Annotated in this window: 10 protein-coding genes; 7 read left to right on the forward strand and 3 right to left on the reverse strand. The window is 60.8% G+C overall.

Annotated elements, in window-relative coordinates; all coding sequences use genetic code 11:
• Positions 1 to 32: 32 nt before the first annotated feature.
• Positions 33 to 521 carry a CS1 type fimbrial major subunit gene (locus OH720_RS26370; protein ID WP_272603463.1) on the reverse strand — a complete coding sequence of 163 codons (489 nt, stop codon included), beginning with the start codon at positions 519 to 521 and terminating at the stop codon, positions 33 to 35.
• Between the two features lie 470 nt (positions 522 to 991).
• On the opposite strand from OH720_RS26370, the gene OH720_RS26375 reads away from it, so the two are divergent.
• Both OH720_RS26375 and OH720_RS26380 read left to right on the forward strand, forming a co-directional pair.
• Positions 992 to 1567: a PadR family transcriptional regulator gene (locus OH720_RS26375; RefSeq protein ID WP_008057572.1), complete on the forward strand. Its 576-nt coding sequence runs from the start codon at positions 992 to 994 to the stop codon at positions 1565 to 1567.
• Positions 1564 to 2355: a siderophore-interacting protein gene (locus OH720_RS26380; protein WP_272603464.1), complete on the forward strand. Its 792-nt coding sequence runs from the start codon at positions 1564 to 1566 to the stop codon at positions 2353 to 2355. The genes OH720_RS26375 and OH720_RS26380 overlap by 4 nt, the downstream gene beginning before the upstream one ends.
• Here OH720_RS26380 and OH720_RS26385 read toward each other — a convergent pair.
• Together OH720_RS26385 and OH720_RS26390 are read right to left on the reverse strand one after the other, a co-directional pair.
• Positions 2322 to 2984, reverse strand: a complete 663-nt coding sequence (locus tag OH720_RS26385; RefSeq protein ID WP_272603465.1) for a Pr6Pr family membrane protein — start codon at positions 2982 to 2984, stop codon at positions 2322 to 2324. The genes OH720_RS26380 and OH720_RS26385 overlap by 34 nt on opposite strands.
• Before the next feature lie 2 nt (positions 2985 to 2986).
• Entirely contained in the window at positions 2987 to 3217 is a 231-nt protein-coding gene (locus tag OH720_RS26390; RefSeq protein ID WP_180205287.1) for a VF530 family DNA-binding protein, read from the reverse strand.
• A gap of 271 nt (positions 3218 to 3488) precedes the next feature.
• Between OH720_RS26390 and OH720_RS26395 the strand changes: the two genes are divergently transcribed.
• The 5 genes from OH720_RS26395 (at position 3489) to OH720_RS26415 (ending at position 13193) form a co-directional block, all read left to right on the forward strand.
• Positions 3489 to 4871: a carbohydrate porin gene (locus OH720_RS26395; protein ID WP_272603466.1), complete on the forward strand. Its 1383-nt coding sequence runs from the start codon at positions 3489 to 3491 to the stop codon at positions 4869 to 4871.
• Between the two features lie 212 nt (positions 4872 to 5083).
• Entirely contained in the window at positions 5084 to 7492 is a 2409-nt protein-coding gene (locus OH720_RS26400) for a glucose/quinate/shikimate family membrane-bound PQQ-dependent dehydrogenase (protein WP_008057567.1), read from the forward strand.
• Positions 7493 to 7819: 327 nt separating this feature from the next.
• On the forward strand, positions 7820 to 9871 hold the full coding sequence (locus tag OH720_RS26405) for a putative bifunctional diguanylate cyclase/phosphodiesterase (protein WP_008057566.1): 2052 nt from the start codon (positions 7820 to 7822) through the stop codon (positions 9869 to 9871).
• Between the two features lie 235 nt (positions 9872 to 10106).
• A complete protein-coding gene (locus tag OH720_RS26410; RefSeq protein ID WP_272603467.1) occupies positions 10107 to 11462 on the forward strand; it encodes an imelysin family protein in 1356 nt (451 codons plus the stop codon).
• 303 nt (positions 11463 to 11765) lie between these two features.
• Positions 11766 to 13193, forward strand: coding sequence for a di-heme oxidoreductase family protein (locus tag OH720_RS26415; protein WP_272603468.1), 1428 nt, complete (start codon positions 11766 to 11768; stop codon positions 13191 to 13193).
• Positions 13194 to 13196 lie beyond the last annotated feature (3 nt).

Raw genomic sequence — 13196 nt, forward strand, 5'->3', positions numbered from 1 at the left:
ACGAATAAGGCCGAGCCTTAAGTCATGCAGTCTTAGTTGATGCGCGGAATAGCATCGAAGATCACGACTGGAGTGGCCGTGAACAGGCCCGTTTGTGCGGCAGTGGGTTTGGCTGCGGCGATCACCAGATCCGCCCGCATGCCGCCGTTGGACTCGGTATCGCCAACCACTTCCTGAGAAGCGCCGGTCAAGGTGACGCCGTTGAAGCTATAGGTCAGCGCGATGTTGCTGCTACCGTTGAACAGCGGTTGCGGGCCGCCTTCCACATAAGCACCGACCGAACCGTTGGTGTGTCGAACATCGTAAGTCGCACGCAGCGGCTCCAAGGTGCCATCGGCCAGGCGGTAGGCCATTGTTTCATCTTTACCGAAGTCAGGGTTGACAGGTTGAGCATGGAAGACCTGGGTAGGAATGGTGGCGCTGATGTTGATGGAGGTGCGCGATTCTTCCGCAGCGAAGGCCATTGAAGCGTTCAGGGCCAGGAGGGTCATCGGGACGGCGATTGCGAACTTCTTGAACATTGTGGAGTACCTGTTTTTTCGAGTAATTGGTATGTGAAAGTCGGCATTTTATTTTTATCGCCTCAAATAGTGGCGATTTGGCTCAACTTTCGACGAAGGGAATAATCAACCAATTTCCTAAGAAAGTAAGTACGTAAATTCCACACGACACGTAGTAAAAGTGAACTACAACCAGAAAGAAAAAACCTCACAATATTAGTTTTAAACTATTTGACCGTAAGAACCATACTACATACAGTTTTAACTAAAAAAACATACAGGAATAAAGTCCTTTATTTCCGGGCGTGTCGACACTTATATATAAATACCAAATGCCCGATTAGATTAATAGCTCTAAATCTCCTTGAGCGGATTTCCGCAACGTGCCCGGGCTTTCCTACAAACCACCCCCTTGACCACCGATCCATCGTGTTTGCTTTCTCTTAAGATATATCTTACGTTGTATCTAAACACGACGAGAGAGGACGCAGATGAGAGACCATCATTCCCCCCACCGCGAACACGGCGACGGCCGTGACGGCTTCGAAAAACGTCCCGGCCGCGAACGCGGCGGCCGCGGCCCACGGGTGTTCGCCCCTGGTGACCTGAAATTGCTGCTACTGGCGCTGATTGCCGAGCAGCCTTGCCACGGCTATGACCTGATCCGCCAGATCGAAGGCATGTTCGACGGCGCCTACAGCCCCAGCCCCGGGGTGATCTACCCCACCCTGACCTTTCTGGAAGAAAGTGAAATGATCCAGGGCGATGCCGAAGGCGGAAAAAAACGCTATAGCGTGACCGACGCCGGACGTCTGTCTTTAAGCGAGCAAGCGATTGCCCTGGAAGGCGTGCGCACACGCATCGACGTCAGCAAGCGTTCATTGCGCGGCCATGATCGCCCGCCACAAATCCACGAGGCTGTGCATAACCTGCGCCATGCCTTGCAACTGCACCACGGCCGCTGGAGCGCCGAAGAAATCCAGCGCGTCGCCACCCTGCTCAACAACACCGCCAAAGCCATTGTCGACGGCCCCGCCGTTCAATCTGCCCAGGAGCCCGCCGTATGACTGAAGTAATCGTGCCTTCCCAAACCATTCACCGCGTCATGCATGAAATAAAACGCCGTCGTCTGGAGGTGCTGCGCGTCGTCGACCTGACCCCGCGCATGCGCCGCATTACCCTGGGTGGCCCTGAGCTCGCCGGCTTCGTCAGCCTCGGCACCGACGACCACGTCAAACTGCTGTTCCCGCAAAACGCGGAGCAACAGGCGGCGCTGCAGACCCTGGTGCTCGGCGCCGGCAAAGACAACGGCCCGATGCCGGCCATGCGCGACTACACCCCGCGCCGGTACGACCTGGAAACCCTGGAGCTGGATATCGATTTCGTGCTGCACGGCGACGGCCCTGCCTCGACCTGGGCTGAACAGGCTCAACCCGGGCAGTTCCTGCACATCGGCGGGCCCCGGGGCTCGATGATCGTGCCGGATATCTTCGACAGCTACCTGCTGATCGGCGACGAGACCGCCCTGCCCGCCATCGCCCGACGCCTCGAAGGCCTGGCGGCGAATCGGCGGGCACTGGTGGTCATTGAAGTGGAAAACGGCGCCGAGCAGCAAAAGCTGGAAAGTGCGGCGCAGGTCGATGTGATCTGGGTGCTGCGCGAAGGTGGCAAGGACCACTTGTTGAGCACCGTGAAACAACTGACGGTGCCCGGTGGCAGCCTGTATGCGTGGGTGGCGACCGAGAGCAAAATGTCACGGCAGATTCGCCGGGTGCTGCTGGACCAGCATGGGCTGGACGAACAGTTCGTCAAGGCGGTCGGCTACTGGCGCCTGGACGACAGCGACGACGAGTGAGCGCGGCGATCCAGCCCGATCACGATCAGCGCAATCAGCACAAAACCCGCCAGCAGCCCGCCGGCGTTAGCGAACACCTGTGGATAACCCAGTTTGTCCACATCGATGAATGGATACGGATACACCGCCAGTACATGCCCGCGCAGTAACGAGTAGGCGAAGTACAGCAGCGGGTAAATCACCCAGAGGCCGATGTGCCAGACGCGCAACGTGCCTTTGGGGACGCACCACCACCAATAGCCCAGGAAGAGCAGTGGCATGACGTCATGCAATAGCTCATCGGCCAGCCACTGCCAGCCTTCGGGGTGCCACAAATGGCGCAGCAATACGCTGTAGCCAAGGCCGACCACGGCGATGCTCACCGCCACCGCGCTGCTCACCCATGGCTGTAGAAACCAGCGCCGCAACGACGATTCCCGGGAGGTCCATTCGCAGGTCAGGACGGTCGCCACCAGGGTGTTGCTCAACACCGTGAAAAAGCTGAAAAAACTCAGCAACCCGCCCATCAGGCTGGCGTCGATGCTCCAGCGTGAATAGAGGATCAGGTACAGCTGAATACTCAATCCCGCCCAACCGAGGATCGCGGCACCCGCCACAAAACGCCGCCGTGCGGCAGTCGGCTGCCCCATGCTCAGACCGGGCGCTTGGTGCGCATCAGTTTCACGTACAGGCGCTCGACCTTCTCCCGCGCCCACGGCGTCTTGCGCAGGAATGCCAGGCTCGACTTGATGCTCGGATCGCTCTTGAAGCAACGGATATCGATGCGCTCGGCCAACCCCGACCATTGGTAATGGGTCACCAGTGCATTGAGGATCTGTTCCAGGGTCACGCCGTGCAGCGGATCGGGGTTGTGTTCGTTCATGCCAGGCCTTTGGGCGAAGTGGAAATGCAGAAGGCGCGCACCTTAGCCGAGGGCTTCGCTCGGGGGAAGCGCTCTGTGTGCTGTGTGTTTAATGTAGGTGATCTGCGCCTACTGTTACCGATTTCGAAAGGCAGCTTGTCAGTAAAAGCCCTTTCTCTATTTGTAACAGAACATTATCCTTACGCCCGTCCCAGCTGAAACGCTTCCGCTGCCCGCGTCACCCTGCTGCTTTCAGTTCATTCCCCAGAAAAAGATCAAGAATTTCTTCCCTATGCCTGATTTACAGTTTTCGAAAGACAGCGCTGTCTTTACGTCTTTCACTCGCCAAAAAGCTTTGAGCCTGTTCGCCGGGCTTAGCGTTTTGAGCCTCGCCATTGCTAGCCAGGCGGCGCCCGCCTTCGACAGCGACTCACCGTGGATGCTCGGTGACTGGAACGGCACCCGCAGCGAGCTGTTGGCAAAGGGCTACGACTTCAAGATCGACTACACCGGCGAAATGGGCAGCAATCTGCATGGCGGCTACGACCACGATCGCACCGCTCGCTACAGCGATCAGTTCGCGCTTGGCACTCACCTGGACCTGCAGAAAATCCTCGGCTGGGACGACGCCGAGTTCCAGCTGACCATCACCAAACGCAGCGGCAACAACATCAGCAACGACCGGATCAACGACCCGCGGGTCGGCGGATTCACCTCGGCGCAGGAAGTCTGGGGCCGTGGCCAGACCACGCGCCTGACGCAGATGTGGTACCAGCAGAAATTCTTCGACCAGACACTCGACATCAAGGTCGGCCGCTTCGGCGAAGGCGAAGACTTCAACAGCTTTCCCTGTGACTTCCAGAACCTGGCGTTCTGCGGCTCCCAGGTCGGCAACTGGGTGGGCGACATCTGGTACAACTGGCCCGTCAGCCAGTGGGCGCTGCGGGTCAAGTATCACCTGACTCCGGAGCTGTACGCGCAGGTCGGCGCCTATGAGCAAAACCCGTCGAACCTCGACCGCGACAACGGCTTCAAGCTCAGCGGCAGCGGCACCCAAGGGGCAATCCTGCCGGTGGAACTGGTGTGGACGCCAAAGCTCAACGGTCTGCCGGGTGAATACCGTGCCGGCTATTACTACAGCAACGCCGACGCCAAGGATGTCTACAAGGACAGCAACGGCCAGCCTGCCGCCCTGAGTGGCGAGGCTTACCGCAGCGCATCGAGCAAGCACGGTGTGTGGCTCGGCCTGCAGCAGCAAGTCACCAGCATCGCCAGCGACCATTCCCGTGGCCTGAGCCTGTTCGCCAACGGCACGATGCACGACAAGAAGACCAACGCCATCGACAACTATGTCCAGGCTGGCCTCGTCTACAAAGGCCTGTTCGACGCCCGTGCCAGGGATGACATCGGCTTTGCCATGGCCCGCGTGCACGTCAACCCGGCGTATCGCAAGAATGCCCAGGCGAGCAATCAAGCCAAGGCAGTCTTTGACTACGACAACCCGGCCTTCCTGCCACCTCAGGACACCGAATACAGCGCCGAACTCTATTACGGCGTGCACGTCACGAACTGGCTGACAGTGCGCCCGAACCTGCAATACATCCGCCACCCCGGTGGCGTGAACGAGGTCGATGACGCGCTGATTGGCGGGATCAAGATCCAGTCGTCCTTCTGAGAATTACGCAAAACCTGTGGGAGCGGGCTTGCTCGCGAAGAGGCCATCAGACCCAACATTACAGTCGGCTGACACACCGCTTTCGCGAGCAAGCCCGCTCCCACAAGGGAATGCGGCGCCCCAACCAGTTTTATATGAACCACGCCCCCGCAGGATCGTCATCTACAGTGAACCTGCGCGGGACCACTTGAAACGTCACGGAGAACCACACTATGAGCACTGACGGTGCTTTGAGTCGAAGCCGTCTATTGCCGACCCTGCTCGGCATTCTGCTTCTGCTAATGGGCCTGGCCATGCTGGCCGGCGGGATCAAGCTGAGCATGCTCGGCGGCTCGCTGTACTACCTGCTGGCCGGTATCGGCCTGGCGCTGACCGGCCTCCTGCTGATCGCCGCGCGCCGTGCCGCGCTGGGCCTGTACGCACTGGTGCTGTTCGCCAGCACCGTCTGGGCACTGTGGGAAGTCGGCCTCGACTGGTGGCAGCTGGTGCCGCGCCTGGCGATGCTGTTCGCGCTGGGCCTGGTCATGTTGCTGCCGTGGTTTCGTCGTCCACTGCTGCGTGATGGCGCCGCCCCCCTGGGCACCGGCGCCCTGAGCGTGGCCGTGGTGATCGCGGGCGCAACGGCCCTGGCCAGCCAGTTCACCAACCCGGGTGAAATCAAGGGTCAACTGGACCGCGACAGCGTGCCGGGCATGACCAACACCGCCCCGGCCATGCCCGACGGTGACTGGAACTCCTACGGCCGCAGCGCCCACGGTGACCGTTACTCGCCGCTGGCGCAGATCACCCCGCAAAACGTCAACAAGCTGGTACCGGCCTGGACCTACCGCACCGGTGACCTGCCAGGGCCGAACGACCCGGGCGAAACCACCGCCGAAAACACCCCGCTGAAAGTCAACGGCATGCTCTACGTGTGCACGCCGCACAGCCAGGTGATCGCGCTGGACCCGGACACCGGCAAGGAAATCTGGCGTTTCGATCCGAAGCTCTCGACGCAGAATGCGGCGAACTTCAAGGGTTGGGCGCACATGACCTGCCGTGGCGTGACCTATCACGATGACGCGGTGTATGCCTCCGAACAGAGCCCGACCGGTTCGGCCAGCCCGGCCCCGGCCAGCGCTTGCCCGCGCAAGATCTTCCTGCCGACCGCCGACACCCGCCTGATCGCGCTGAATGCCGACACCGGCAAGATGTGCGAAGACTTCGGCGACAAGGGCCAGGTCGACCTGCGCGCCAACATCGGCGGCTTCACGGCCGGCGGTTACTACTCCACCTCGCCACCCGCGGTCACCAAGGACCTGGTGGTGATTGGCGGCCATGTCACCGACAACGTCTCCACCGACGAGCCAAGCGGCGTGATCCGCGCGTTCGACGTGCACACCGGCAAGCTGGTGTGGAACTGGGACAGCGGCAACCCGGACGATACGACGCCGATTGCCGAGGGCAAGACCTACACCCGCAACTCGCCGAACATGTGGTCCATGTTCGCGGTCGATGAAAAACTCGGCATGCTGTACCTGCCGATGGGCAACCAGACCCCGGACCAGTTCGGTGGCGCGCGTACCCCTGAATCGGAACTGCACGCGGCCGGCCTGACCGCCCTGGACATCGCCACCGGTAAAGTGCGCTGGCACTTCCAGTTCACCCACCATGACCTGTGGGACATGGACGTCGGCGGCCAGCCGACCCTGATGGACCTGAAAACCGCTGATGGCGTGAAACAGGCCGTCCTGGCGTCGACCAAGCAAGGCAGCATCTACGTGCTGGACCGCAGCACCGGCCAGGCCATCGTGCCGATCAACGAAGTGCCAGTGCCGCAAGGCGCGGTGGAAGGCGACCACACCTCGCCGACGCAGCCGAAATCCGACCTGAACCTGATGCCGCCGCCGCTGCAAGAGCGCGACATGTGGGGCGTCACGCCGTTCGACCAACTGATCTGCCGGATCGACTTCAAATCCATGCGCTACGACGGCCCGTTCACCCCGCCGTCGCTGCAGGGTTCGATCGTGTATCCAGGCAACTTCGGTGTGTTCGACTGGGGCGGTATCTCCGTTGACCCGGTGCGTCAGATCGCATTCGTGAACCCGAGCTACATGGCGTTCAAATCGAAAATGATCCCGGCCGCCGAAATCGCCGCCCAAGGACCGCGCAAGAGCGAAACCGAAGGCGTGCAACCAAACAAGGGCGCGCCGTACGGCGTGGTGCTCGAAGCCTTGCTGTCGCCAATGGGCCTGCCGTGCCAGGCGCCAGCGTGGGGCTACGTGGCCGCGATCGACCTGACCACCCATGAAAAAATCTGGATGCACAAGAACGGTACCGTGCGTGACAGCTCGCCGGTTCCGATCCCTCTGAGCATGGGCGTCCCGAGCCTGGGCGGCACCTTCACCACCGCTGGCGGCGTCGGTTTCCTCAGCGGCACCCTCGACCAGTACCTGCGTGCCTACGACGTGAAAAACGGCAAGCAACTGTGGGAAGGTCGCCTGCCGGCAGGCGCGCAAACCACGCCGATGACCTACACCGGCAAGGACGGCAAGCAATACGTGCTGGTCGTGGCTGGCGGTCACGGTTCGCTGGGCACCAAACAGGGTGACTATGTGATTGCCTACAAACTGTCGGAATAGGCGACAACCGTAGTTGAAGCCAAGGCGACTCCCGCAGGGGGTCGCCTTTTTTGTGGGCGAGCGACCAGTCCAAAAGCAGCGCCCGGCACCTTGCCTCAACGCCACAGCCGTCTAACATCTAACGAAAGGAAATTTTGTCCCAATTCCCCTCAAGTTGAAGGACTCGACTACCGACACATTACTGATCGGGCAATTGCCCCAGACACAGCAAATCGGCCAAGCTGCAGGCAAAATTCCGCAGGATGGATTGTCCCTTTGACTGCCATCACGGGATTGCCAATACTCATGGCAACTTGATGCTACCCGCACGGAACAAGGAATTACCCTTTGAAGCTGGAACTCAAGAACAGCTTGTCGGTGAAGTTGCTCCGGGTCGTGCTCCTGTCGGCATTGATCGTCGGCGTGGTCTTGAGCTGCGCACAGATCGTGTTCGATGCCTATAAAACCCGCCAGGCCGTCGCCGGTGATGCCGAACGCATCCTCGACATGTTCCGCGACCCCTCGACCCAGGCCGTCTACAGCCTGGACCGGGAAATGGGCATGCAGGTGATCGAAGGCCTGTTTCAGGATGATGCGGTTCGTCAGGCGTCCATTGGCCATCCCAACGAGGCCATGCTGGCGCAGAAATCCCGTGAGCTGCAGCACTCCAGCAGTCGCTGGCTGACCGACCTGATCCTCGGCAAGGAACGCACCTTCACCACCCAGTTGGTGGGACGCGGGCCTTACAGCGAGTATTACGGCGACCTGAGCATCACCCTCGACACCGCCACCTACGGCAAGGGCTTCATCGTCAGTTCGGTGATCATCTTCATTTCCGGGGTACTGCGTGCCATGGCAATGGGCCTGGTGCTGTACCTGGTCTATCACTGGCTATTGACCAAACCCCTGTCGCGGATCATCGAACACCTGACCGAAATCAACCCCGACCGCCCCAGCGAGCATAAGATTCCATTGCTCAAGGGCCATGAGAAGAACGAACTGGGGCTGTGGATCAACACCGCCAACCAGTTGCTCGAATCCATCGAGCGCAACACCCACCTGCGCCACGAAGCGGAAAACAGCCTGTTGCGCATGGCCCAGTACGATTTCCTTACCGGCCTGCCGAACCGCCAGCAATTGCAAACACAGCTGGACAGGATCCTCGTCGATGCCGGCAAGCTGCAACGCCGGGTCGCGGTGTTGTGTGTCGGGCTCGATGACTTCAAGGGCATCAACGAACAGTTCAGCTACCAGACCGGCGACCAGTTGCTGCTGGCCCTGGCCGATCGCCTGCGCGCGCACAGCGGACGCCTTGGCGCCCTCGCCCGCCTGGGAGGCGACCAGTTCGCCCTGGTGCAGGCCGATATCGAGCAACCCTACGAAGCCGCCGAACTGGCCCAGAGCATTCTCGATGACCTGGAAGCGGCGTTTGCCCTCGATCATCAACAGATCCGCCTGCGCGCCACCATCGGCATTACCTTGTTCCCCGAGGATGGCGACAGTACCGAGAAGTTGCTGCAAAAAGCCGAGCAGACCATGACCCTGGCCAAGACACGCTCGCGCAACCGCTATCAGTTCTATATCGCCAGCGTCGACACCGAAATGCGCCGCCGCCGCGAGTTGGAAAAAGACTTGCGCGATGCACTGGCCCGCGACCAGTTCTACCTGGTCTACCAACCGCAGATCAGCTATCGCGATCACCGGGTGGTCGGCGTCGAAGCGTTGATCCGCTGGCAGCATCCCGACCATGGGCTGGTACCACCAGACCTGTTCATCCCGCTGGCCGAGCAGAACGGCACCATCATCGCCATCGGTGAATGGGTGCTGGACCAGGCCTGCAAGCAGTTGCGCGACTGGCACGACCAGGGCTTCAGCGACATGCGCATGGCCGTGAATCTTTCCACCGTGCAGCTGCACCACGCCGAGCTGCCACGGGTGATCAACAACCTGATGCAGATGTATCGCTTGCCTCCGCGCAGCCTGGAGCTGGAAGTCACCGAAACCGGCCTGATGGAAGACATCAGCACCGCCGCCCAGCATTTGCTCAGCCTGCGCCGCTCCGGTGCGCTGATCGCGATCGACGACTTCGGTACGGGTTATTCGTCACTGAGCTATCTGAAAAGCCTGCCGCTGGACAAGATCAAGATCGACAAGAGTTTCGTCCAGGACCTGCTCGATGACGATGACGACGCAACCATCGTTCGCGCCATCATCCAATTGGGCAAGAGCCTGGGCATGCAGGTGATCGCCGAAGGCGTGGAAACCCTGGAGCAGGAGGCCTACATCATCTCCGAAGGCTGCCACGAGGGTCAGGGCTACTTCTACAGCAAGCCCCTGCCGGCCCGGGAGCTGGTGGCTTACCTGAAGCAGGCCCAGCGCAGTAACGCCGCTATCTTGTAAACCCCCTTGTAGGAGCCAGGCTTGCCGGCGAAGGCGGCCTGACTGACACACCGCATCGCCTGGTTCGCCGGCAAGCCTGGCTCCTACAAAGAATGCAACGATGCCGCGATCGTTCCGTGAATAAGAAATATTTCCAACCACAACCCTTTACACATAATGCGAAAGATTTGCATTATGTGGCAGTTTTGCGCGCCGGACGCGTTATACCACCCCCTCTCGAAGCAGGATGTTCGCCATGATTCGTATGCCTCTGGCTACCGCCAGTCTGTTGGCCATCGCAATTTCCCTCGCCGGTTGCGGTGAAGGCAAAGACAAAGAAAAAGCGGCCGCTCCTGCGCCAGCGGCCAGCACTGCCGCAGCCCCGGCCGCTCCAGCCGCTGCACCTGCCGCTGCCAGCAAGGTCGACGAAGCGGCTGCCAAAGCCGTTGTCGCGCATTATGCCGACATGGTTTTCGCTGTTTACAGCGATGCCGAATCCACCGCGAAAACCCTGCAAAGCGCCGTCGACGCCTTCCTCGCCAAGCCGAACGCCGACACCTTGAAAGCCGCCAAGGCCGCCTGGATCGCTGCTCGCGTTCCTTACCTGCAGAGCGAAGTGTTCCGCTTCGGCAACACCATCATCGACGACTGGGAAGGTCAGGTGAACGCCTGGCCACTGGACGAAGGCCTGATCGACTACGTCGACAAATCCTACGAGCACGCACTGGGTAACCCTGGCGCCACGGCCAACATCATCGCCAATACTCAAATCCAGGTCGGCGAAGACAAGGTCGACGTGAAGGACATCACCCCGGAAAAACTCGCCAGCCTGAACGAGCTGGGCGGTTCCGAGGCCAACGTCGCCACCGGCTACCACGCCATCGAATTCCTGCTCTGGGGCCAGGACCTGAACGGCACCGGCCCTGGCGCCGGCAACCGTCCAGCTTCCGACTACCTGGAAGGCAAAGGCGCCACCGGCGGTCACAACGATCGCCGCCGTGCCTACCTGAAGTCCGTGACTCAATTGCTGGTCAGCGACCTGGAAGAAATGGTCGGTAACTGGAAGCCGAACGTGGCCGACAACTACCGCGCCACCCTGGAAGCGGAACCGGCTGAAAGCGGCCTGCGCAAAATGCTGTTCGGCATGGGCAGCCTGTCCCTGGGCGAACTGGCGGGCGAGCGCATGAAGGTTTCCCTGGAAGCCAACTCCCCGGAAGACGAACACGACTGCTTCAGCGACAACACCCACAACTCGCAGTTCTACGATGCCAAAGGCGTGCGTAACGTGTACCTGGGCGAATACACCCGTGTCGACGGCACCAAAATGACCGGCGCCAGCCTGTCGTCCCTGGTGGCCAAGGTCGATCCGGCGGCAGACACCGCCCTGAAAGCCGATCTGGCTGCGACCGAAGCCAAGATGCAGGTCATCGTCGACCACGCCAACAAGGGTGAGCACTACGACCAGCTGATCGCTGCCGGCAACACCGCCGGTAACCAGATCGTCCGTGACGCCATCGCATCCCTGGTCAAGCAGACCGGTTCGATCGAAGCCGCCGCTGGCAAACTGGGTATCAGCGACCTGAACCCGGACAACGCTGATCACGAGTTCTGATCAACGCTGGCTAAGAAAAAGGCGACCTTCGGGTCGCCTTTTTCATGCCTGCCCAACACCGCCCCCCTGTAGGAGCGAGCCTGCTCGCGATGAACCTGAGAGCGACTCAGGGTGTCAGGCTTCCAGCGTCATCGTTAACGACCATTGCGACGGTGCGACGATTCGACAGGCTCGCTCCTACAGGGGATCGAGGATTGCAGGTTAACCCTGCTCCAAATCAAGCAAACGATAATTCCTCTTATTCAAATTCCCATCCCCTGTTAGACTTTGCGCCCTTGTTTTGCTCGTCTTGCAGGATGTCTGATGCCCTCGCTGCCTCTTCGCTTGTCCGCACTGTTGCTGGCCCTGGGCCTGAGTGCCTGCGATGACGCCCCGAAGTTCACCCAGGCCGAACCCGGTGAAGCCCGCTCCGGCGGTGGCACGACCGTGCGCAAGACCGATCAGAACGCCTTTTCGCTGCCCTCCGCCAACCTGCCGCCGTCGCGGCGCGTGGACTTCAGCGTCGGCAACAGTTTCTTTCGCAACCCCTGGGTGATCGCTCCCTCGACCACCACCGCCCGCGACGGCCTCGGCCCGCTGTTCAACACCAATGCCTGCCAGGGCTGCCATATCAAGGACGGCCGCGGTCACCCGCCGGCGCCCGATGCGCAAAATGCCGTGTCGATGCTGGTACGCCTGTCGATTCCCGACACCCCGGCCTACGCCAAGGTCATCGAGCAACAGGGTGTCGTACCGGAACCCGTCTATGGCGGGCAGTTCCAGGACATGGCCGTGCCCGGCGTCACGCCGGAAGGCAAAGTGCGGGTCGATTACACACCGGTAATGGTTCGCTTCAAGGACGGCACCGAGGTCGAACTGCGCAAACCAAGCCTGAACATCACCCAGCTGAACTACGGCCCGATGCACCCCGACACGCGATTCTCGGCACGTGTGGCACCGCCGATGATTGGCCTGGGCTTGCTGGAGGCCATTCCTGAAGAGGCCATCCTGGCGAATGCGCACGCGCAGGCTAAAGCGAAAAACGGCATCGCCGGACGCCCGAACCGGGTCTGGGATGACGTGCAGCAGAAAACCGTGCTCGGGCGATTTGGCTGGAAAGCCGGGCAGCCGAACCTAAATCAACAAAATGTGCACGCGTTTTCCGGTGATATGGGCCTCACCACCGGCCTGAGACCCTTTGACGACTGCACCGAGGCGCAAGCGGCCTGCAAGCAGGCACCAAGTGGCAACGGCCCCGATGGCGAGCCGGAAGTCAGCGACAACATCCTGCGCCTGGTGCTGTTCTACACCCGCAACCTCGCCGTACCGGCGCGCCGCGATGTCGGCACGCCTCAAGTGCTGGCCGGCAAGAACCTGTTCTACCGGGCCGGCTGCCAATCCTGTCACACACCCAAGTACACCACCGCCGCCAACGCCGCCGAACCTGAACTGGCCAATCAAGTGATTCGCCCGTACAGCGATCTGCTGCTGCATGACATGGGCGACGGCCTGGCCGACAACCGCACTGAATTCCAGGCCGGTGGCCGCGACTGGCGTACCCCGCCGTTATGGGGCATCGGTTTGACTGAAGCCGTCAGTGGCCACACCCAGTTCCTGCATGACGGCCGCGCCCGCAATCTGCTCGAAGCCGTGCTCTGGCATGGCGGCGAGGCAAAAGCGGCGCAGCAACAGGTTTTGTCTTTCAATGCCGAGCAGCGCGCTGCGTTGCTGGCCTTCTTGAATTCCCTTTAATAC

The organism is Pseudomonas sp. WJP1, assembly GCF_028471945.1.
In the GTDB taxonomy this organism is placed as follows: domain Bacteria; phylum Pseudomonadota; class Gammaproteobacteria; order Pseudomonadales; family Pseudomonadaceae; genus Aquipseudomonas.